General features: G+C 57.6%; 16 protein-coding genes. 12 read left to right on the top strand and 4 right to left on the bottom strand.

Going from position 1 to position 23,436, the window contains the following annotated elements:
* Positions 1-43: 43 nt before the first annotated feature.
* Positions 44-1,153 carry a hypothetical protein gene (locus ACKLNA_RS04305; protein WP_408984976.1) on the bottom strand — a complete coding sequence of 370 codons (1,110 nt, stop codon included), beginning with the start codon at positions 1,151-1,153 and terminating at the stop codon, positions 44-46.
* A 337-nt stretch (positions 1,154-1,490) separates the two neighbouring features.
* Here ACKLNA_RS04305 and ACKLNA_RS04300 point away from each other — a divergent pair, with 337 nt between their 5' ends.
* From ACKLNA_RS04300 to hbdH, 9 genes are all read left to right on the top strand, one after another.
* On the top strand, positions 1,491-2,360 hold the full coding sequence (locus tag ACKLNA_RS04300; RefSeq protein ID WP_408984975.1) for an esterase/lipase family protein: 870 nt from the start codon (positions 1,491-1,493) through the stop codon (positions 2,358-2,360).
* A 97-nt stretch (positions 2,361-2,457) separates the two neighbouring features.
* Positions 2,458-2,739, top strand: a complete 282-nt coding sequence (locus tag ACKLNA_RS04295) for a peptidylprolyl isomerase (RefSeq protein ID WP_041478733.1) — start codon at positions 2,458-2,460, stop codon at positions 2,737-2,739.
* Positions 2,740-2,874: 135 nt separating this feature from the next.
* A complete protein-coding gene (locus ACKLNA_RS04290) occupies positions 2,875-4,743 on the top strand; it encodes an extracellular solute-binding protein (RefSeq protein ID WP_408984974.1) in 1,869 nt (622 codons plus the stop codon).
* On the top strand, positions 4,743-5,804 hold the full coding sequence (locus tag ACKLNA_RS04285) for a microcin C ABC transporter permease YejB (protein ID WP_085710058.1): 1,062 nt from the start codon (positions 4,743-4,745) through the stop codon (positions 5,802-5,804). Before ACKLNA_RS04290 ends, ACKLNA_RS04285 begins: the two co-directional genes overlap by 1 nt.
* On the top strand, positions 5,804-6,826 hold the full coding sequence (locus ACKLNA_RS04280) for an ABC transporter permease (protein WP_408984973.1): 1,023 nt from the start codon (positions 5,804-5,806) through the stop codon (positions 6,824-6,826). The genes ACKLNA_RS04285 and ACKLNA_RS04280 overlap by 1 nt, the downstream gene beginning before the upstream one ends.
* Before the next feature lie 13 nt (positions 6,827-6,839).
* Positions 6,840-8,414 carry an ABC transporter ATP-binding protein gene (locus ACKLNA_RS04275; protein WP_408984972.1) on the top strand — a complete coding sequence of 525 codons (1,575 nt, stop codon included), beginning with the start codon at positions 6,840-6,842 and terminating at the stop codon, positions 8,412-8,414.
* A 40-nt stretch (positions 8,415-8,454) separates the two neighbouring features.
* Positions 8,455-9,870: a sigma-54 interaction domain-containing protein gene (locus ACKLNA_RS04270; RefSeq protein WP_408984971.1), complete on the top strand. Its 1,416-nt coding sequence runs from the start codon at positions 8,455-8,457 to the stop codon at positions 9,868-9,870.
* A 275-nt stretch (positions 9,871-10,145) separates the two neighbouring features.
* Positions 10,146-11,537: a GntP family permease gene (locus tag ACKLNA_RS04265; RefSeq protein ID WP_408984970.1), complete on the top strand. Its 1,392-nt coding sequence runs from the start codon at positions 10,146-10,148 to the stop codon at positions 11,535-11,537.
* Between the two features lie 7 nt (positions 11,538-11,544).
* Positions 11,545-12,318: a 3-hydroxybutyrate dehydrogenase gene (gene hbdH, locus ACKLNA_RS04260; RefSeq protein ID WP_408984969.1), complete on the top strand. Its 774-nt coding sequence runs from the start codon at positions 11,545-11,547 to the stop codon at positions 12,316-12,318.
* Between the two features lie 69 nt (positions 12,319-12,387).
* Here the strand turns inward: hbdH and ACKLNA_RS04255 are convergent, their stop codons facing one another.
* Positions 12,388-13,263: a hypothetical protein gene (locus ACKLNA_RS04255; RefSeq protein ID WP_408984968.1), complete on the bottom strand. Its 876-nt coding sequence runs from the start codon at positions 13,261-13,263 to the stop codon at positions 12,388-12,390.
* Positions 13,264-13,431: 168 nt separating this feature from the next.
* Here ACKLNA_RS04255 and ACKLNA_RS04250 point away from each other — a divergent pair, with 168 nt between their 5' ends.
* On the top strand, positions 13,432-15,387 hold the full coding sequence (locus ACKLNA_RS04250; protein WP_408984967.1) for an acetoacetate--CoA ligase: 1,956 nt from the start codon (positions 13,432-13,434) through the stop codon (positions 15,385-15,387).
* Between the two features lie 60 nt (positions 15,388-15,447).
* Here the strand turns inward: ACKLNA_RS04250 and ACKLNA_RS04245 are convergent, their stop codons facing one another.
* Together ACKLNA_RS04245 and ACKLNA_RS04240 are read right to left on the bottom strand one after the other, a co-directional pair.
* The gene (locus ACKLNA_RS04245) at positions 15,448-19,167 is read right to left on the bottom strand and encodes a hypothetical protein (protein ID WP_408984966.1); all 3,720 of its coding nucleotides are present in this window, start codon (positions 19,165-19,167) and stop codon (positions 15,448-15,450) included.
* 146 nt (positions 19,168-19,313) lie between these two features.
* Entirely contained in the window at positions 19,314-20,423 is a 1,110-nt protein-coding gene (locus ACKLNA_RS04240) for a PilT/PilU family type 4a pilus ATPase (protein ID WP_408984965.1), read from the bottom strand.
* Between the two features lie 127 nt (positions 20,424-20,550).
* On the opposite strand from ACKLNA_RS04240, the gene ACKLNA_RS04235 reads away from it, so the two are divergent.
* The gene (locus ACKLNA_RS04235) at positions 20,551-23,088 is read left to right on the top strand and encodes a PAS domain-containing protein (RefSeq protein WP_408984964.1); all 2,538 of its coding nucleotides are present in this window, start codon (positions 20,551-20,553) and stop codon (positions 23,086-23,088) included.
* Positions 23,089-23,138: 50 nt separating this feature from the next.
* On the top strand, positions 23,139-23,414 hold the full coding sequence (locus ACKLNA_RS04230; protein WP_065260528.1) for a peptidylprolyl isomerase: 276 nt from the start codon (positions 23,139-23,141) through the stop codon (positions 23,412-23,414).
* The last annotated feature ends 22 nt before the right edge of the window (positions 23,415-23,436 follow it).

Here is a 23,436-nt window from a genome sequence, read left to right as displayed (position 1 = left end):
GAAACCAGCCTTCCGGAGCATGTCTGCCCGGAAGGCAGCTTGATCAAGCCTGCACGTTCAGCTGTGCCACATCGGATACCTGACTGACATCATCCAGTCTCTCAACCGAATAGGACACTCGCACAGTCGTGCCGACATGCTCGCGCCAGAAGCGATAGGGAACGATAAACACCAGAGGCTCGATCTCCATTCCGCTGGTTACTTCCCGATGATCACGATGAAAGTAGTGCTCGCCGTCACACTTGAGATAAACCAGCTCACCGATCTCTAACCGCGCGTTGTCGATCACTACGCTGACGCCATCAACGGCTTCTCGTACGTCCAGTGCCCCTTCCCGTGTTTCAAGCACTTGTGGTGCGGCCAGTTCGCCGCGCACCAACGGAGCAATGGTGATGCTCATGGAGCCCGATTCGCGCAGCGCTCCGGTTTTTTGTTCGATGGCATATCGAACAAGCACTTCGTTGCCAAGATTCGGGACGATGAATCGAGGATCGACCCCGAACACCAGCGGCGCTCCAACAGCAAAGGATTCGACGATCAAGCTGTCCCTGAATGAGGCGTGCTCTGCAGTCCCCTGCCAGTACAGCTCCACTCGATCACCCACCGACATCCCGGCATAAGGCTGGAGAGTGACAGTAGTGCCGTCGTTTACGCGCTCCGGATCAAGATGACCGCCAACGGCATCGTCAACCGTAGGTGGCAACAAACTGTATAGAACGTCCCCCACATTCAGCTGAGTCCTGACGGAGCTGACGGGCGACAAACACTTCACGCTGCTCAATGTCCAGAACATCTCCAGTGAACCACCATCCAGTGCCGCAATGTGAGGGTTCCGGATGACAAAAACGATCTCCCTTTCCAGCTGACCCTCGCTGATCGATCGCGCAAACTCGTGTCGATACGGCAAACCCTCGATATCAAGACCATGCCAACTCAGCACCACTCTGTCACCACATGCCATATCGGGATATGGCGCGATCCGGGTGACAACGCTGCTCAACGAAGGATCAAGAACACCTTTTTCCACCGCTTCGAGGGTAACCGCGGGCAATGAACCCGACGGTTCACGCAGACATGTGCGCCCCGATGAGTCGATTGTTGTTACGGCTAAAACATTGCCCCGCGTAGCTTCTTGCGCGCTCTGACTATTCATTCGTAGCTCCACTCCATGGAAACGCCCTGCAGCTTGCTTGCTGCTTCGAAGAGCCTTTATTCAATCAGTCAGACAAGAAAAACGATGTCGTCCAACCACCCCGCGTTCCAGTAGCAACCGCAACACAACAGGTAGGTAAAGACGGGGAAAACACATTGAACGAAGCAAAAGATGTCCAGATATTCCGATCCGGATTTCAGACTTTGAGGAAATTTCCTGCACGCACCGCCCCAGTTTCCGTATCCCGAGGGAGACGCTTCATACATCGAGAGCTTCAAGACTGATTTAAAGTGGCACCCGGCAAATATCGATGAACTTCTGCGATCAAGGATGAAAAATGCAACAAAAAACCACCACTCTTTACCCCATCCTCCTGGTGCACGGTTTGTTCGGATTCGAGCGTATCGGCCCATTCGAGCTGTTCCACGACGTCAGACAGGCGCTGAAGAGCATTGGCGTGCAGGTTTTCGTACCACACTTGTCAGCCATTCACGACAATGAAGTACGCGGCAGACAACTGCTATGCCAGATCGACGCAGTGCTCAAAGGTACGGGCGCGGCGAAAGTCAACCTGATTGGCCATAGCCAGGGTGCACTGGCTGCTCGGTACGCGGCAGCGCTTGCCCCACACAAGGTTGCATCCGTGACATCGGTCAGCGGGCCGAATCACGGTTCGGAACTGGCGGACTTCCTGCGCAAGGCACTGATCCCCGGGAAGCTGCCGGAAATCGTGGCGCAGAACGTGGCCACACGGTTTTCCGACCTTCTGTGCCTGCTCAGCGGGACCACTGCGCTGCCGCGAAATGCATTGGCCGCATTGAATGCCCTTACGACCGCAGGCGTCGGCGACTTCAATGACAAGTACCCGCAAGGCCTGCCGCAGAGCTGGGGCGGACAAGGCGCCGCACAGGTCAATGACGTGCGCTACTACTCCTGGAGTGGTGTCGTGCCGTCAATGAGTCTGCTGAAACCCGACCCGGTGCAAGACCTCTGCCGGGCCCTGTCGCAGTACTTCATGACCGAACCCTTGCAGAACGATGGCTTCGTCGGGCGCTATAGCTCTCATCTGGGCACCGTGATCCGTTCCGACTATCCGATTGATCATCTGGGCAGCCTGGGCCGAACCGCTGACAAGCACCCTGGAGCAGTCGATTCGATTCAGTTGTACGTCGAGCACGCCTTGCGCTTGCAGGCCGCCAACCTCTGAGAGCCAGCGTCAGACAACCGAACGGAACTTTGCCGAGAAATCGGCCACTGAATCCGGTAGGCTCCACCCTTTACTGATTTGATTGGAGATTTCCCCCATGGCCAAAGCCACTGCCCGCCACATCCTGGTTTCCAGCGAAGACAAGTGCAACGAACTCAAGGCCCAGATCGAAGCCGGCGCCGATTTCGCTGAAGTCGCAAAAGCCAACTCCACCTGCCCGTCCAGCCGTCAGGGCGGCGACCTGGGCTCGTTCGGCCCGGGCCAGATGGTCAAGGAATTCGATACCGTAGTGTTCAGCGCACCGATCAACGTCGTGCAAGGCCCGGTCAAGACTCAGTTCGGCTATCACCTGCTGGAAGTCACCAGCCGTCAGGACTGATCCTTCGTCCGATCCGCTGTGTAACGGCCCGCCAGATGGCGGGCCGTTGTGTTTTGGTTACACCACGCGGCTGGCGAACAGCGCCGGGCTCGCGTACAAATTGCGCTTATCGATCACCCGGCTTTAAGGCTGACAATGCGACTGGCTTTCTCCTCTTTGATGTTCACTGCCGTGGCTCTGTTGATGGGCGCCGCCGGTGTGAGTGCTGCACCGCAGCATGCATTGACCGTTTACGGCGAACCGGCAAAGTATCCGGCCAATTTCAGTCACTTCGACTACACCAATCCGCAAGCGCCCAAGGGCGGAACGATGCGCCGCTCGGCGATCGAGATCGGTCACTTCGACCATGTCCTGCCCTACATCGACAAGGGCATCGGCGTCACCCAGATCGACGGCCTGCTTTACTCACCGCTGGCCCAGCGCTCGATGGACGAGCCTTACACCGTCTACGGACTGGTGGCACAGAAGATGGAGCGCTCCGAGGATGGTCTGTCCCTGCGTTTCTTCATCAACCCCAAGGCTCGCTTCGCCGACGGCAAACCGATCACCGCCGAAGACGTGCGCTACACCTACGACCTGCTGATGACCCAGGGCAGCCTGCGCTATCGCACCCAGTTCGCCGACGTCAAAGGCGTCGAAGTTGAAGCACCGCTCACCGTGCGCTTCGATTTCAAGAGCAATGAAAACCGCACCCTGCCGCTGGATATCGCAACCCTGCCGGTGTTTCCCGAGCATTGGTGGAAGACCCGGGACTTCGCCGGCGGTGGCGGCTATGAACCACCACTGGGCAGTGGCCCGTACCGGGTCGGCAAGGTCGATTCCGGACGCAGCATCACCTTTGAACGCAACCCCGACTGGTGGGGCAAGGACTTGCCGGTCAGCCGCGGGCTCTACAACTTCGACCACTTCAGCATCGAGTACTTTGGCGACACCGATGTCGCCCGTCAGGTACTGCGCGGCGGCGCCTATGACTACAACCGCGAATTTTCCGCTACCGGCTACTCGATCGGCTACGACAGCCCGGCCCTGAGCGACGGGCGCCTGCAAAAGGCTCACCTGGCAACAGAAGCACCGCAATCGGCGCAAGGCTTCGTGTTCAACCTGCAAAAACCGATGTTCCAGGATCGCCGCGTACGTCAGGCCCTGGCCATGCTCTGGGATTTCGAATGGAGCAACCGGCAGATGATGCGCAACATGTACATCCGCCAGCAGAGTTACTTCTCCAACAGCGCTCTCGCCGCCCGTGAACTGCCGGACGCTGCCGAACTGAAGATCCTTGAACCGTTGCGCGGGCAGATTCCCGACGAGGTATTCACTCAGGTCTTCGAGGCGCCGAAAACCGACGGCAGCGGCCTGATCCGCGACAAACAGTTGCAAGCGCTGGAACTGCTGGAACAGGCCGGCTGGAAACCCGATGGCGACCAATTGGTCAATGCACAGGGCGAGCCATTGAGCTTCACTTTCCTGGTCAGCCAGAACGGCATGGACCGGCTGCTGCTGCCCTATAAACGCACCTTGAAACAGATCGGCATCAACCTCGACATACGCCGCATCGACTCTTCGCAGTACGTCAATCGCCTGATGAGCCGCGACTACGACATGATTGTCACCGGTTACCCCGTCACCACGTCGCCCGGCGGTGAGCTGCTCAATTACTTCGGTTCCGCGTCGGCCAACGATCCTGGCGCCAACAACTACATGGTGCTGAAGAACCCGGCGGTGGACACCTTGATCAACGGCCTGATTCGCGCCTCGACCCAGGCCGACATGCTCCATTACGCCCATGCGCTGGACCGGGTGCTGCAATGGAACTACTACTGGATTCCCAACTATTACCCGCCGGGCACATCGACCGTGTGGTGGAACCGTTTCGGCATCCCCACCGTGCAGGCGAGCAATGACGAAGCGATCGAAAGCTGGTGGGAAATCAGCAGCACGCCGCTGACCAACCAGCAAATGACGGCCGAGAAGATCAGCCGTGGCAGACCCGGAGGGCCGCACTGATGTGGGCTTACATACTGCGGCGCCTGCTGCTGATCATTCCGACGCTGGTGATCATTCTGTTGGTCAATTTCGTGATCATCCAGGCCGCGCCGGGTGGCCCGGTGGAACAGGCCATCGCCCATCTGCAAGGGATCGGCGGCGCCAGTGTCGGCGGCGGCGCAAGCGAAACCATGAGCAGCACCTCCCGCGCCAGCCGTGGCCTCGATCCGCAGCTGATCAAGGACATCGAAAAACAGTACGGTTTCGACAAGCCGGCCCATGAACGCCTGTGGCTGATGCTCAAGAACTATGCGCAGCTGGATTTCGGCAAGAGCTTCTTCCGCGGCGCCACGGTCACCGACCTGATCCTGCAGAAAATGCCGGTGACCATCTCCCTCGGGCTGTGGGCCACGTTGATCACCTATCTGGTGTCGATCCCGCTGGGCATTCGCAAAGCCGTGCATCACGGCAGTCATTTCGATATCTGGAGCAGTACGGCAATCATCATCGGTTACGCGATGCCGGCGTTCCTGTTCGCGATGTTCCTGATCGTGGTGTTTGCCGGCGGTACGTCGCTGAACTGGTTTCCGGTGCGCGGGCTGGTCTCGGACAACTTCGAATCCCTGTCGACACTGGGCAAGATTGCCGACTATTTCTGGCACCTTGTTCTGCCGGTCACTGCGCTGGTGATCGGTGGCTTCGCGACCCTGACCATCCTCACCAAGAACTCGTTTCTCAATGAAATCACCCGTCAATACGTGGTCACCGCTCGCGCCAAAGGCCTGAGCGAACGCCGAGTGCTGTATGGCCATGTGTTTCGAAACGCGATGTTGCTGGTGGTGTCGGGCATCCCACAGGCCTTCATCAGCGTGTTCTTCGCCGGCTCATTGCTGATCGAAGTAATTTTCTCCCTCGACGGTCTCGGGCGCATGAGTTACGAAGCGGCCGTGTCCCGAGACTATCCGGTGGTGTTCGGCTCGCTGTTCATCTTCACCCTGTTCGGACTCCTGATAAAACTGATCGGCGACCTGTGCTACACGCTGGTCGATCCGCGCATCGACTTCGCCGCGAGGAACGCCTGATGTTCAAGCTCTCGCCTCTGGGCCGTCGCCGTTTCGAACGTTTCAAGAAAAACCGCCGGGGCTGGTGGTCGTTGTGGCTGTTCATTGGCCTGTTCATGATCAGCCTCGGTGGCGAGCTGATCGCCAACGACAAACCGCTGGTGGTCAGCTATCAGGGCCAGTGGTACTTCCCGGTATTCAAGCGCCATACCGAACAGGAGTTCGGCGGCCAACTACCGTTCCAGGCCGATTACCGCAGCGACTATGTGCAGAACCTGATCCGCAAGGACGGTGGCTGGCTGTTGTTTCCACCGATTCCGTTCAGTGACGACACACCGAACTACGACCTCAACAAGCCGGCGCCGAGCCCACCGACTTCGGTCAACTGGCTGGGCACCGACGATCAGGCGCGGGACGTGCTGGCCCGGGTGATCTTCGGTGCACGGGTATCGATCCTGTTCGCCCTGATGCTGACTTTCGTCAGCGCCCTGATCGGCATTGCGGCCGGCGCCCTGCAGGGCTACTACGGCGGCTGGATCGATCTGATGGGGCAGCGTCTGCTCGAAGTCTGGTCGGGGCTGCCGGTGCTGTACTTGTTGATCATTCTTTCCGGGTTTGTCGAGCCGAACTTCTGGTGGCTGCTGGGGATCATGGCGCTGTTTTCATGGCTGGCGCTGGTGGACGTGGTACGGGCCGAGTTCCTGCGCGGGCGCAACCTGGAATACGTCAAGGCTGCGCGGGCCCTGGGCCTGACCGACCGCAAGGTGATCTTCCGGCACATCCTGCCCAACGCGATGAATGCCACATTGAGTTACCTGCCGTTCATCCTGACCGGGGCGATATCTACGCTCACTGCGCTGGATTTCCTGGGTTTCGGCATGCCGGCGGGCAGTGCTTCCCTGGGCGAGTTGATCGGCCAGGGCAAGCAGAACCTGCAGGCACCGTGGCTGGGATTGACGGCGTTTTTTACCCTGGCGCTGATTCTTTCTCTTCTGGTGTTCATTGGCGAAGCTTTGCGTGACGCCTTCGACCCGCGCTCATGAACGGATCCTTGAAATGACTGACAACCTGATCGAAATCCGTGACCTCAGCGTCGCCTTCCATGGCCAGGCCGTGGTGCGCAATCTGTGCCTGGACATCCGCCCCGGCGAGTGTCTGGCGCTGGTGGGCGAATCGGGCTCGGGCAAATCGGTGACGGCCCACTCGATCCTGCAACTGCTCCCGGACAGCGAAGCCCGGACCACCGGCAGCATTCGCTATCGCGGCCAGGAGCTGGTCGGTGCCGATCCCAAGACCTTGCGCGACCTGCGGGGCAACCGCATCGCCATGATCTTCCAGGAGCCGATGACCTCGCTCAATCCGCTGCATACCATCGAGAAACAGATCGGCGAAACCCTGCTCCTGCATCGAGGCATGGGCGGCAAAGAAGCACAGAAACGCATTCTCGAACTACTTGAACTGGTGGGCATCCAGAAGCCGAAAGAACGGTTGAAGGCTTACCCGCACCAATTGTCCGGCGGCCAGCGACAACGGGTCATGATTGCCATGGCTCTTGCCTGCGAACCGGAACTGTTGATCGCCGATGAACCCACCACAGCCCTCGATGTCACCGTGCAGCGCAAGATTCTGGTGCTGCTCAAATCCCTGCAACAACGCCTCGGCATGTCGCTGCTGCTGATCAGCCATGACCTCAATCTGGTGCGCAGCATTGCCCAGCGGGTGTGCGTGATGAAGGCCGGGGAAATTGTCGAGCAGGCACCTTGCGAAACCCTGTTCACCGAGCCGAAACACCCTTACAGCTGCGTGTTGCTCAATGCAGAACCCGAAGGCGAAGCATTGCCCCGGGACGAGCGGGAAAACGTGCTGGAAGTCGAAGACCTGCGGGTCGACTTCGTGGTAGGCGGCGGACTGTTCCAGCGCAAGCAATACCTGCGCGCGGTGGACGGCATCAGCCTGAATATCCAGCGCGGCAAGACCTTGGGCATCGTCGGCGAGTCTGGTTCGGGCAAATCAACGCTGGGTCAAGCAATCCTGCGCCTGCTCCATTCCGAAGGCAGCATCCGCTTTCAGGGCGAGTCCCTCGACGGACTCAACCAAAAGCAACTACGGCCGTGGCGCCGGCAGATGCAAGTGGTATTTCAGGACCCGTTCGGCAGCCTCAGCCCGCGCATGTCGGTGGCGCAGATCATCAGCGAAGGGCTGGAGGTGCATTGCCAGTCCACCGCTGACGAGTGCGACGACCAGGTGATCCGCGTGCTCAAGGAAGTCGGCCTCGACCCCGAAAACCGTCATCGCTACCCCCACGAATTTTCCGGTGGCCAACGCCAACGCATCGCCATTGCCCGGGCACTGGTACTGAAACCGGCGCTGATCCTGCTCGACGAGCCGACCTCGGCACTGGATCGCACCGTGCAGAAACAGGTAGTCGCCCTGCTCCGCCAGCTTCAGGAAAAACACGGCCTGACCTACCTGTTCATCAGCCACGACCTGGCGGTGGTCAGGGCACTGGCCCACGACATGATCGTGATCAAGGACGGCAAAGTGGTCGAACGCGGTGCCAGCCATGACGTGTTCGATTCGCCGCAGCACCCCTATACCAAAGAGCTGTTGGCGGCGGCGCATCCGGGATAGGCATAATCGCGCCACCTGACTTCCGCCAATGGACGCCGCCATGAACACCACCGAAAGCCTCAAGGATTACCAGCGGGTACGCTCCCTGGCGATCCGCTCGCTGTTCGAAATCATCGAGCAATCCAGTGAAGGCACGGTGATTGTCGACCGCGATGCGAACATCGTCTGGATGAACGAGCGCTACGCACGACGTTTTGGTCTCGACTCTGCGGCCGGGGCCATCGGCAAGCCCTGCGAAAGCGTGATTCCGGGCAGTCTGCTGCGTGAAGTGGTGCGCACCGGGCGACCGATTCTGCTGGACATGCAGGACACCCCGAAAGAACCGCTGGTGGTGATGCGCCTGCCGATCCATGACGACGCCGGATCGGTGATCGGCGCCATCGGCTTCGCCCTGTTCGACGAATTACGCACGCTGTCGCCGATGCTCAAGCGCTACTTGAGCATGCAGGAGGAACTGGCCTCGACCCGTTCGCTGTTGCGCGCACGCCAGACCAAATACAACTTCGCCCACTTCATCGGCACCAGTGCTGCGAGTCTGGAGGTCAAACGCCGTGCCCGGCGCAGCGCCAGCGCCGAGTCGCCGGTTCTGCTGCTCGGCGAGACCGGCAGCGGCAAGGAGTTGCTGGCCCAGGCCATCCACGGTGCTTCGCCCCGGGCGCACAAGGCGTTCGTCAGCATCAACAGTGCGGCGATTCCCGAAGCACTGCTCGAAGCGGAGTTCTTCGGCACTGCCCCCGGCGCCTTCACTGGCGCCGACCGCAAGGGTCGCACCGGCAAGTTGCAGATTGCTCAGGGCGGGACACTGTTTCTCGATGAGATCGGCGACATGCCGCTGCCATTGCAAAGCAAATTGCTGCGGGTATTGCAGGAAAAGGAATTCGAACCCGTAGGCTCCAACGACGTAATCCAGAGTGATGTGCGGGTGATTGCCGCCACTTCGACGGATCTGGAGGCAGCGATCAAACGCGGTGAGTTCCGGGCCGACTTGTACTACCGGCTCAACGTGCTGCCGATTCAGGTGCCGCCGCTGCGTGAACGGCTGGACGATCTGCCGGCCCTCAGTGAAGCGATTCTTGAGGAGTTGCGCAGTCAGCATGAACTCAATCGCGAAGCGCTGGATTTGCTGGGTCAGCATGCCTGGCCGGGGAACATCCGCGAGTTGCGCAACGTGCTGGAACGAGCGGCGTTGCTCAGTGATGACTTGATGCTGACGGCGAACGACATTCGTACTGCAATCGGTACGTTTACACCCGTTGAGCGCGCACTGACGCCCCTGTCAGAGCCTGTAACTCACGAGACATTCAGTCAGGCGCGGGAGCGTTTTGACCGGCAGCTGATTCAATCGACCCTCGCGCAATGCGGGGGCAAGGTGACTGAAGCGGCTGAGAGATTGGGACTTGGGCGTTCGACGTTGTACAAGAAGATGATTGCGCTGAGGATCGTAGAGTCTCAATAAAGAGACTCAATTCTCAGAACATGGACTGAATCAAAAGCATCGCGGGCAAGCCCGCTCCCACAGGGGTACGCGCTCAACTGTGGGAGCGGGCTCGCCCGCGAAGGCGCCCGTCCAACCACGCAGATTCTCAAAAACGAGACAAATTTCTTCCGCCCAGTCCTTGGCTCAACATTATTTCCTTATATTTCAACAGCTTAACCATCTGGCACAGTTCTCGCTATAGCCCCTTCCTGCACCCGTTCCACCCACAAAAATAACAATCGAAGGAGCACACCATGAGTGTGATCATCGCCTTGGCAGCCCTCGCGCTGCTGATGCTCGCGGCCTACCGTGGCTATAGCGTCATCCTTTTTGCACCGATCGCCGCCCTCGGCGCCGTCCTGCTCACCGATCCGTCCGCCGTCGCCCCTGCCTTCACCGGGGTGTTCATGGAGAAGATGGTCGGCTTCATCAAACTCTACTTTCCCGTGTTCCTGCTCGGCGCCGTGTTCGGCAAGCTGATCGAGTTGTCGGGTTTCTCGCGCTCGATTGTCGCAGCCGCCATCCGCTTGCTCGGTACCCGTCAGGCAATGCTGGTGATCGTGCTGGTCTGCGCCCTGCTCACCTACGGCGGCGTTTCGCTGTTCGTGGTGGTGTTTGCGGTCTATCCGTTCGCAGCGGAAATGTTCCGCCAGAGCAACATCCCCAAGCGCCTGATCCCGGCGACCATCGCCCTCGGCGCGTTCTCGTTCACCATGGACGCCCTGCCCGGCACGCCACAGATCCAGAACATCATCCCCAGCACCTTCTTCAATACCACCGCGTGGGCGGCGCCGTGGCTGGGTGTGATTGGCACGATTTTCGTGTTCTGCGCTGGCATGCTGTTTCTGCAGCACCAGCGCAACAAGGCTCAGCGTGCCGGTGAAGGCTACGGCACCGAACTGCGCAACGAGCCAGAAACCGCCGAAGACCTCAAACTGCCAAACCCGTGGATCGCCCTGTCGCCGTTGCTGGCGGTGGGCATCATGAACCTGCTGTTTACCCAGTGGATTCCGCAGTGGTACGGCAAGACTCACAGCCTCGCGCTGCCGGGCATGGCCGCACCGGTTACCACTGAAATCGCCAAACTCACGGCAATCTGGGCGGTGCAAGCGGCTTTGCTGGTGGGCATCCTGATGGTGCTGGCATTCGGTTTTAAAGCGATCAAAAGCAAGCTCGCCGAGGGCAGCAAAAGCGCGGTCAGCGGTGCACTGCTGGCAGCGATGAACACCGCGTCGGAATACGGTTTCGGCGCGGTCATCGCCTCGTTGCCGGGTTTTCTGGTGCTGGCCGACTGGCTCAGGAGCATTCCCAATCCGCTGGTCAATGAAGCAATCACCGTGACCCTGCTGGCCGGTATCACCGGCTCCGCCTCGGGCGGTATGAGCATCGCGCTCGCGGCGATGTCCGAACAGTTCATCAGCGCCGCCCACGCCGCCAACATTCCGCTGGAAGTGCTGCACCGGGTGGCCGCGATGGCCAGCGGCGGCATGGACACCCTGCCGCACAACGGCGCGGTGATCACCCTGCTCGCCGTCACCGGCCTGACACACCGTGAGGCCTACAAGGACATTTTCTGTATTACGCTGATCAAGACCCTGGCGGTTTTCGTGGTAATCGGCACTTTCTACGCCACTGGCATTGTGTGAGGTATTCATGACGACTCTTACTGGCAAGACCGCACTGGTCACCGGTTCCACCAGCGGCATCGGGCTGGGCATTGCGCTCACGCTGGCCAAGGCCGGCGCCAACCTGATCCTCAATGGCTTTGGCGATGCTTCGAAGGTGATCGCCGAAGTCGAGCAGTTCGGCGGCAAGGTCGGCCATCACCCGGCAGATGTCAGCAGCCCTGAACAGATCGCCGACATGATCGCCTACGCCGAGCGCGAGTTTGGCGGCGTGGACATTCTGGTCAATAACGCCGGTATCCAGCATGTCGCGGCGGTGGAAGAGTTTCCGGTGGAGCGCTGGGATTCGATCATTGCCATCAACCTGTCGTCGGTGTTTCACAGCACCCGCCTGAGCCTGCCGGGCATGCGCGCCAAAGGCTGGGGCCGGATCGTCAACATCGCTTCGGTGCACGGTCTGGTCGGCTCCACCGGCAAAGCGGCGTACGTGGCGGCCAAGCATGGCGTGATCGGCCTGACCAAAGTGGTCGGTCTGGAAACCGCCGCCAGCAATGTCACCTGCAACGCGATCTGCCCGGGCTGGGTGCTGACGCCGCTGGTGCAGAAGCAGATCGATGATCGCGCGGCCAAAGGTGTTGATCCGCAGCAGGCGCAGCACGATTTGCTGGCCGAGAAACAGCCGTCGCTGGAATTCGTCACGCCTGCGCACCTCGGTGAACTGGTGTTGTTCCTGTGCAGCGAAGCCGGCAGTCAGGTGCGCGGCGCCTCGTGGAATATCGATGGCGGGTGGCTTGCACAATAATCTGAAGCATAGAGGAAGCGACAACTGCCGCTTCCTCTTCAAGATGGCGAAAAGTAAAAATTTGTCACCTTAATATCGCGCCAGATTGATTCTTCCTTTTTTATGCATATGCGCCAAAGCAATAAATATCAGAGCAACATAATTATCCGCATTATCCAACTCGTGCGCTTTCAGGTTGACCGCCGAATAAACGTTGTAATTCTCAATCACACCATCAGCACTGGAATACGAATTATCATTGGCGCCCAACAACAAATGAGCCAACTCATGAGTCATCACATGAAGGAAAAATTCATTATCAAAGCCTTTCACCTTCGCCTTATAGAGTTCATTCACTTCCAGGCAGCGATAGTTTACAAGCAGACATGATTCCACACCCATAAACTCTGAAAATGCCGCACCATAAAGTTCCTGTTCGCCAATCACTGGCGGCGAAACAATCGGAGCAAAAACCCGATCAAAGGTATTGCGATCCGTGTAAACAATCTCCGACACCAACCGAGGATTACTTATGTCTCTCAATAACTTGAGCAGCTGTTTACGCAAATACAATCTGTCATTAAACAACGAATCGATGGCTACCTGAATCTCTGGACCTGCGGCTTTACTGGACGGCTTATCAAGCGCCACAAGAATCAAATGCAGTGCCCGCGGTAATGCGCAATGGATAAAATTCCGAGTCACTGTCAAAAACTTTCTATCCAGAACCAGTCCTTTAGCCGTAATCAGATGCGCCGCGTCATCATATTGATTGATGAAATCTTGCATGATGTTTTCATTATTACTCAGATGCTCAAGAATCTGATCGTCCGCCAATCCACTGACGTCCTCACCTTTTACACGACTTCGATTACGAGCATAGGAAACTTTAGACTCCGGCTTCCAATGTATAAACCCCCTCATCCTGGACATGAGTTGCGGCGTGGTAATAGTACGAAAAATCATTCGAGCACTCCTTGAAAACAGGCTTGCAAGCTAGCACAAGATTAATCAAACTCACCTCCCGTCTTTTGTAACTATTTTTCAGACGCGCCATGTCAGATATTATTACAACATCATAAAAACACCATAAATCCGTATAACTGACTTATAAGTAAAACCGAGGACGAAGCGATGTCAGAAATCTTGTGGCAGCCAGACACCGAACGCGTCAACAAGACCCGGATGGAGTCCTTTCGGCGCTTCATCATTCAGCGCCATCACGTGCACCTCGATGACTACCCGGCCCTGCACCAATGGTCCATCGACCATCGTGAAGCCTTCTGGCAGGCGATCGTGGATTTCTTCGGCATCAGTTTTCACACCCAGCCCGACGCGGTTCTGCGCGAAGGCTTGAAGATGCCCGGTGCCGAATGGTTTCCCGGCGCTACGTTGAACTTCGCCGAACACCTGCTGAGTCGGCGGGACGATGCTATTGCCGTGATCGCCATCGGGGAAAACGGCCAGCGTGAACTGCTGACCTGGGCCGAACTGGCCCAACAAGTCGCCGGGTTCCAGGCCAGCCTGCAAGCGGCCGGCGTCGTGGTCGGCGACCGGGTCGCGGCGTGCATGCCCAACACCTGGCAAACCCTGGTCGCCATGCTCGCGACGACCAGCCTCGGCGCGATCTGGTCATGTTCCTCACCGGACTTCGGCACCCACGGCGTGATCGACCGCTTTGGCCAGATCGAACCCAAAGTGCTGATCACCTGCGCCGGTTACCGTTACGCCGGCAAAGAGATCGATCAGACCGTCAAGATCAACGAAATCCTCGAACAGCTGCCGACCTTGCAACAGCTGATCATCGTGCCGTACGCACGCCCTCACGCCCATTCCACGGATTACCGGACACCCGCCAACGTCACGCTGTGGGACGACTTCTATGAACCCGGCGATGAACCGCACTTCGTCCCAGTGCCCTTCGACCATCCGCTGTACGTGCTGTATTCCAGCGGCACCACCGGCGTACCGAAATGCATCGTTCACAGCACCGGTGGCGTGTTGCTGCAACACGTCAAGGAGCACGGGTTGCATGTCGATCTGGGGCCCGGCGACCGATTGTTTTACTACACCACCTGCGGCTGGATGATGTGGAACTGGCTGGTGTCGGCGCTGGCGGTCGGCAGCGCGGTGGTGCTGTATGACGGTTCACCGTTCTATCCGGACAACGAGCGATTGCTGGAGCTGCTCGACGACGAGCAGGTCAGCGTGTTCGGCACCAGCCCAAAATTCCTCGCGACCCTGGAAAGCAGCGGCATCAAGCCCCGTGAAAGCCATGACCTGAGCCACCTGAAAACCTTGCTCTGCACCGGCTCCGCGCTTTCGCCGCAGAGTTACGACTTCGTCTATCGCGACTTCAAACCGGACGTCTGCCTGTCCTCGATGTCCGGCGGCACGGACATCGTGTCCTGCTTCGTCAACGGCAACCCGATGTCAGCGGTCCGCCGGGGCGAGATCATGGGCAAGAGCCTGGCCATGTCGGTGGAAGTGTGGAACGACGCCGGGCAACCGGTGGTTGGTGAAAAAGGTGAACTGGTGTGCACTCGACCATTCCCGGCGATGCCCATCGGACTCTGGAACGATCCCGACGGCGAGAAACTGCGCAAATCCTATTTCAGCCAGTTCCCCGGCGTCTGGGCCCAGGGTGACTACGCCGAACAGTTGCCTCACGGCGGGATGCTGATTCACGGGCGCTCCGACGCCGTGCTCAACCCCGGTGGCGTGCGCATCGGTACGGCGGAAATCTACCGTCAGGTGGAAAAAGTCCCTGAGGTGCTGGACAGCGTCGCCATTGGCCAACAATGGCAGGATGACGTGCGCGTGGTGCTGTTCGTGCGTCTGAAGGAGGGTGTGGCGTTGAAGGAGGCACTGCAACAACAGATCCGTCAGGTGATTCGCGCCAACACCACTCCACGCCACGTACCGGCAAAGATCCTTGCGGTCACGGACATTCCACGCACCATCAGCGGCAAAGTGGTGGAACTTGCCGTGCGCAATGTGGTGCACGGCCAGCCGGTCAAAAACACCTATGCATTGGCCAACCCCGAAGCGCTTGAGCAGTTTCGTGATCGGCCGGAACTGGTGGACTGATATCTGAAAGCACCGTTCAGCGCCGACGCCCTGTACTGGTCAGGCCATCGGCGCCGCTCATCAGGTGTTCAGATTCAGCCACACCTCGGCTTCAATACCGTTGTCATCACTGCCGGAGACCGCACTTTTCATCAAGTTGAGGTTTGCCGAGTACCCTGCATAATCGGTTACCACCTGACTGAGCAGAGCAGTTGCCAGCGCACAGGAGTCAGCATTGTCGATCGCCTTGGCAGTCACAGTCTCTGCAGTCGGCGCTTTTGAATGGCCTGCGGCGAGATTCAACAAAGGGGTTACATTAAGACCTTTATGTTCATCCACCGACGTCGTCGCAATCACTACATCCTTTCTGGCGGATGCGACGCGCAACATCTCGTGGATCAGATCGTCAGCAATTTCACCATAGGCCGGGCGCGAAGAGCCCAAGCGGGCTCTGAGGTTTTTGGCGTTGACTGCCAGGAATTTGTAATCATCCTTGCGACTTGCGGCAGCACGCTTCCACTCGCTGAAATCCAGTTCCTTGACGTTCAACGTTGTCGAGCGGTCCTTCAAGGGTTCGAGCAGGACATTGCTTGCCGAACAGCCACCGAAGTCCATCCTGACGACTTTCAAAAACGCGAGCAAATCATCCCGAACCTGAGGTGTCGTGCCCAGAAACATACCAATCGCCGGATCCGTTTTGAGCTTGAGCGACGGCTGCATCAAGACCACGATCGCGTTATCGATCTTGCGATTGGCAATCTCGATACCTTTATCAATGACATGATTGATGTAACTCACTGGCAGTTCATGGCCGGCGCCTGGCACAGAGAATGGCTGTTTCCACTGGAAGTCGAGCGGTTTGCCCCACGGCCTGCCAAATCTATTAACGCCGTACCATTGGCGACCGCTGGAGATCGCACACACTTCCACGACCTTTGCAGAGTCGAGGCGTGGGCGCCATTGACCTGCACCGAGCTGAGGCACGCTGTCCAGCTTGAGCAAGTCGACGGAAGAAGCCTTGCCCGTCAACCGGCGTAGCTGGAACGTCGCGCGCTCGACAATCCGTGCGCCTTCCTGACTCAAACACAAACCACGTTTATAGAGAGTCTTCGAGAGTCGATAACCTGCTGTCGGCAGTCCATCGAGTGGATTGAATGTCGATACCACCAGTTTCAAACCATACTTTCCCAAACTGCTCAGCTTCGACACGATCGATACAGTTCTGGCCGCGATATTCAGCAGTTTGGTAGTTGCACCCAGCACGGTGAAGAGCAAGCCGATTGCATCCATGGTGCATCCGTAAAGACCATCTGCCAGCCTGTTCTTGTCCCCCGACGCAATATCTTCAATACATTTTTTGAACGGTACAACCAGGTCGACGATATAGGTAATGACTTTGTCGGTCGTCACCCGTACCCGCTCGCGATCAGTGAGTTCGGTCAATGCCTCTGTATATTCCTTGACCGTCGCCAAAGGCCGGTGAGTGATAATGAACTGCGCGACCTCATTGAATCGTGGACTCATGAAGTTTTGATAGATGCTGCTCTTGGGTTCTTCTTTCTGCGTTGGTGCCACCAGAGTACCCAGTTTTTCGATAACCGCGACACTCGTCTGTTCTTTTCTCGGCTTGGAACCGTGGGTATAGCTTTCCAGATCAACAGGCACGTAATTCAAGGTATGAGCCGAGGGAACCTGGTGGCCAAGACGGCCGGAGAAATCCACTCTGGAGGCGAATCGTGTGCCCTCGATCTTTCGAATCAGATCTCCCAGCTTATCATTTCTCGTTATTTCTCCTTGCAAGTTGAACATCTCGTGACAGAGGTACTGATTGTCACCGTAGGCAACATACAGAATGATTGCGAACCGGCCTGTCGCCTCATCTCTTTGCGCCTGAGTTTCCATCAGTTCCGGTTTCTTGCTGTTCACACCGACCAGACCAAGGCTATGTACTGACGGATAGACAAGCGTACCCACGGGCGGGCGAACAGTGAAAAAAGAAATATCATGAGTCTTGTAAATCTCACGCTCGCCTGCTGGTAAACGCGCCATGGCTATTTTGATATTGGTCGACAACGCTTTATGCAGTTTTTCATGATGCTCTTGTGCTGCGCGCTCGAATATCGGCTGATTGGGCTGTAGCCGGGTCAGTTGCGGATAAACGGAATAGACACTTTTGTCATTCCCCCAGTCCCAGTGTTGCTTTTGAAGCTCGCCTTCGATGTGCAGATCCAGCATCGAAATCTTCGGCCCCTTATTGAACTGATCTGAATATGGCCTCAGCAAAGGTTTCTCAAGAACTTCACATCCAGGTACAGCTTCCTTGAGTGCTTCCAGGGCAATAGCCTTTCGGCTCGGCGGTGTTTCACCCCACACATTGGAACTTTGGGCCAGAGTATTCACGTAAGTTTCATAGGCTGACAAGGCTCGTTCGCTGGCGGTCTTTACCGAGTCTTCCAGCTCTTCGTGGCTAATGACTTCATTGATCAAGGCCCAATCGATGACTGCTTCGATGGCCGTCAGGCTCTGCAACAAGCCCATCGATTCACTAAGTTCATCCATATCCGTAAATGCCATGACCTGTTCATAAGTCATGTAACGAGCAGCCCCCCTGGACTTCATTTCCACAAAAGCCACGGCTTGAGAAAAGGTGACCCAGCCGAGAGACCCCACCATGAGATCCGCAGGAATGTCTTTGACCAGAAAACCAGGAGCCATGTCGGCCAACAACAGATGCGAAGCCAGAGGCGCCAATTTGGCGGAGACCATTCGATTGGCCACAAGATGCTGTTCAAGCCGGCTGCGGACAAGATTCAGTGGTTTGTCCACGACATCCGAATCCTGGTAGATATTGTATGAACCGATATGGTTTCTCGATTCCTTACCGCCAATACCCGGAAAGAGGTCAAGCAGAACTGCAGTCATCAGCAGTTGCGACAAATCAGCCTGCTCAAGCGTGTCACTTGAGTTTGAGCCATAACAACCCAGAGCTTCGACGTATTTTTTTGCCAATGCTTGCGCCGAAGAATGCGTGAGCATTTTCGAAAAAATTTCATTCGCGTTCCCCCACCCGATATCTTCGGCATCCGGCAATTTGACATTTTTGTACAACATGCCGAGCAATTTTTCACGACCAGGCGACAACTTGCTTTTGAGTGCACGAATTTCTTTAAAATGCGTATCGGTAAACACGACCGAATCATCATCCTGACCGCGGATATATTCCCAGTAGTTTCCAAGCTTATCGGGATCCGACCCCCTCCAACGGAGAAAGGATAAAAGTCTGTGGCTGTTTCCGACCCGTTCTGGCAACTTCATATCGTGAAAACGCAGCCATTGGGCAACGCTAACTGACTTCGTGACTCGCAGCTCCCCACCTGTTGCCTTTGCTGCATCAACCAATGACCGCAGACGAGAAGCATCCAGAGGGTCCGCCGCAAGTTCCGGCGCAACATCAAGAACTCCGTTCTTTGTCACAATGTTCATACGACCGCTGGCGGTAACAAACACATGCTTGCGATCGATGGCTCCTTTTTCTGTCAGTTTTTCCTGAAATGCTTCGGACTCGACGAACGCATTCAATATGCAAACTACAGAGCGCCACACTGTGTGAAATGAAGAACCTTCTTTCATGAAAAAAAATGAATTTTCCAGATCGACAGTATCATGATCAAGTCGATTGGCGACGAGAACCTCAATAAGACTGATAACACTTTCACGTTCGATACCATCAAACTTTCCACTCGAAATGGAATCACGCACATCACACGCAGCAAGCTGAATGGAATCACTTCGGACTTTCATGAACAACCAACTCCAAAAACAATCTATCAATTAAACGGAGTCAGCACCTTACTCACAAAGAAAAAATCATCAAGCCGCAAAATATTAAATAACCTTGCACACCCCTCCTTGAACAACAGAAGAAACTGTTTTTTCACCTGAATCCATTATTCGATCAGACTCCAATCACCTGACGGCGGGTGCCTGACACTCTCGGATTCAAGATGAAGTTTCAATTTCAACCTTAAGTCATTTGCGGAGTCAGCATGTTTCAAAGCTTCATCCCCATTAATTACACCTTCCACTACCAACTTGTAGAGTGCCGTATCAAATGTTTGCATCCCTAGTTCGGATGACTTTTCCATAATGACTTTGAGTTCACCCAATTGATTGCGCCGAATCATGTCGCCAATGGTCGGGGAGCCCAGCATCACTTCGACCGCTGCGGTTCTCTGCCCATCCAGGGTGCGAACCAGCCTCTGGGAGACGAACGCCTTTAGATTGTTGCCCAGAGCGTGCAGTAATTGCGCCCGCCGATCCTCAGGAAAGAAATTGATGATGCGATCCAGCGCCTGATTGGCGTTGACGGCATGTAACGTTGAAAGCACAAGATGCCCGGTTTCGGCAAATGACAACGCCTGCTCCATAGTCTCGCGATCACGGATCTCACCAATCAGAACCACATCCGGTGCCTGGCGCAGGGTGTTTTTCAGCGCTGCATGAAAGCTGCGGGTGTCGACACCCACCTCACGCTGATTAATGATCGAACGCTGATGTCGATGGATATACTCGATCGGGTCTTCGACCGTGACAATATGCCCGCTGCTGTGGCGATTGCGATGGTCGATCAGGGCTGCCAGCGATGTGGATTTACCCGAGTCGGTAGCGCCGACGAACAGGATCAGTCCCTGCTTGAGCATCACCGTTTCCAGCAGCACGGGCGGCAACTTGAGGTCTTCGAAGCGCGGGATGTCGAGCTTGACGTTGCGGATCACGATCGACACGTCATTGCGCTGTTTAAAGATGTTGACCCGAAAGCGGCCGATCCCGGTGCGGGAGATTGCCAGGTTCATTTCCAGGTCCCGGTCGAACTCCCGGCGCTGCTCGGCGTCCATCAGGGACGCGGCGACAGTTGCCACCTCACCGGGTTTGAATGGTTGTTCGCCCAGAGGCGTCAGTACCCCGTCAAACCGCGCACTGGGCGGCGCGCCGGTGGACAGGAACAGATCAGAACCGTGACGGCTCGCCAGTTGTTTGAGCAGTGCGTCGATTTCCATGGCCAAAGGCACCTGCGAAGCTTTCAATGAACACAAGACCGTGCGTCGTGACGCGACGGGCCTTACAGCGTCTACCGCACTAGGATAGTAGACGCCGCCTCACCGACCGACGCTCAGGACTGATGTGATGAACGCTGTACCGAACACCAACGACGCCCAGGCACTGATCGCCCGTACCGACTGGAGCCGCAGCCCGCTGGGCAGCGCTGGCACCTGGCCACAGAGCCTGCGCACCGCGGTGGACATCGTGATTCATTCGCCAATGCCGATGCTGCTGTTGTGGGGTCCGCAGCTTACCCAGATCTATAACAACGGCTTTGCGGTACTGGCCGGCAACAAGCATCCACACGCTTTCGGACAGCCGGCGCACCAGATATGGCCTGAGCTTCGAGACTTTACCGACCCGATTTACAGCGCCGTCCTACAAGGCCAGGTGCGAACCTACAGTGAGCGACGCTTTACCCTGCAACGGGACGGCAAGGAATCCGATTTCTGGCTGGACCTGACTTACAGCCCGATTCGCGACGAAAGTGCGCAAGTGGCCGGCATTCTGGTCACCGCCATCGAAACCAACGAACGCCGGCGCATCGCCCTGGAACTCAAGCAGCGTTCCGAAGAAAGCCTCAAGGCGCAAAAACAGACCGAGGAGCGCCTGCAACTGGCGCTGGCGGCCACCGACGCGGTGGGCACCTGGGACTGGGACATCGGTCAGGACCGTTTCATCGCCGACGCGCACTTCGCCCAGTTGCACGGGGTCGACCCGGCACTGGCCAGCCAGTTGCCGATCAGTGAATACCTGCACGGCGTGCATCCCGAGGACCGCGCGCTGATCGCCCGCAGCATCAAACATTGCATCACCCATGGCACCGAATACGCCGAGGAATATCGCCTGTTGCAGGCCAATGGCGACGTGTGCTGGGTATTCGCCCGCGGACGCTGCTACAAGGATCACCACGGGCGGCCAATGCGCTTTCTCGGCGCGGCGCTGGATCTGACCGAACGCAAGCACACCGAGCAGGCCCTGCGCCAGAGCCAGACCGAGCTGCAACTGATCATCAACGCAATGCCGATCCTGATCAGCTATGTCGACCGCGAAGAGCGTTTTCGCCTGAACAACGCCGCGTACCTGGACTGGTACGGGCTGACCCCGCAGGAGCTGTACGGTCGCACGATCCGCGAAGTGATCGGAGAAGAGTCCTACTTTCTGCGCGCCCCGTACATCGCCGAGGCCCTCGCCGGCCGGCCCTGTTCATTCAGCCTTTACACGCCCCATCGCGATGGCACTCAACGCCACGCCTTGATGAACTACCTGCCACGCCACGGCCCGGACGGCGCGGTGAACGGTTTTTACATCTTCGTGATCGACGAGACCGAACGCAAAAAGACCGAAGAGGCCCTGCGCAATCTCAACGAAACCCTTGAGGAACGCGTCAGCGCGCGTACCGAGCAACTGGCCCAGGCCAACCAGCGTTTGCAGAACGAAATGTTCGAACGCGAACGCGCCGAAGAAGCCCTGCGTCACGCGCAGAAAATGGAAGCGGTCGGCCAGCTCACCGGCGGCATCGCCCATGACTTCAACAACATGCTGACCGGAATCATCGGCAGCCTCGACCTGATGCAGCGCTACATCGCCAGTGGTCGCGCCGACGAGATCGGCCGTTTCACCGATGCGGCCGTGTCATCGGCCAATCGCGCCGCTGCGTTGACCCACCGCTTGCTGGCTTTTTCCCGGCGCCAGTCGCTGGATCGCAAGACGATCAATGTCAACGAGCTGATCCATTCCCTGGAAGACTTGATCCGCCGCACCAAAGGCGACCCGATCGAACTGACCTTGCGCCTGGCCGACAACGTCTGGCCCGTCAGTACCGATGTGAGCCAATTGGAAAACGCCCTGCTCAACCTGGTGATCAACGCCCGCGACGCCATGCCGGATGGCGGCGATCTGCTGATCGAAACGGCCAACGTTTATCTCGATGGCAACGACATCACCACCCTCGAACCGGTCAAGGCCGGTGATTACCTGATGCTGGCGGTCAGCGACAACGGCACCGGCATGACGCCGTCTGTGCGCTCCAAGGCCTTCGATCCGTTCTTCACCACCAAACCGATCGGCCAGGGCACCGGGCTCGGATTGTCGATGATTTATGGCTTTGCCCAGCAATCCGGCGGGCACGTCAGCCTCGACAGCCTGCCAGGTCAGGGCACCTGTGTGCGCCTGTACTTGCCTCGCCTGCATTCTCTGGTGGCGGAGCCGGCGGTGACTGAAACGGTGACGCAGACACCCGCCGTCGCAACCGGCGAAACCGTGGTGGTGGTCGAGGACGATCCGGCGGTACGCATGCTGGTCATGGACTTGCTCAAGGAACTGGGATATCGCGCCCACGAGGCCGAAGACGCCAAAGGTGCCCTGCCGTTGCTCGAATCCGACCTGCGTGTCGACCTGCTGGTGACCGATGTCGGCCTGCCGGGCATGAACGGCCGGCAACTGGCGGAAATCGCCCGTCAGCATCGTCCGGGGCTCAAAGTGCTGTTCATGACCGGCTATGCGCAGAAAGCCGCCGAACGCCAGGGTTTCCTGGAAGATGGCATGGACATGGTGGCCAAGCCGTTCTCCATTGATCTTCTGGCTGGCAAGATCCGTACGATGATCAGCCAAACCCCGTGACTTGAGGCATAATCCGCGCCCCGCCGTCACCCCGCTACAGGTATTGCACGATGAAAGCCCAAGCCCGCCACATTCTGGTCAAGACTGCCGATGAGGCCGAAAAACTCAAACAACGCATCGCCAACGGTGAAGCGTTCGATGTGCTGGCGAAGAAGTTCTCGACCTGCCCGTCCGGCAAACGCGGCGGCGATCTGGGTGAAGTGCGGCCGGGGCAGATGGTCGGCGCCATCGACGCGGTGATCTTCAAGAAACCGCTGCGCACGGTGCACGGGCCGATCAAGAGCAAGTTCGGCTATCACCTGGTGCAGGTGTTTTTCCGCGACTGATCCAGTGCCCCGAAGGCGCAGC

Source organism: Pseudomonas sp. UV AK001, from assembly GCF_046097675.1.
In the GTDB taxonomy this organism is placed as follows: Bacteria; Pseudomonadota; Gammaproteobacteria; order Pseudomonadales; family Pseudomonadaceae; genus Aquipseudomonas; species Aquipseudomonas kribbensis.
The sequence above is the reverse complement of the archived record's forward strand: the minus strand, read 5'-3'. Positions and strand labels throughout refer to the sequence as shown.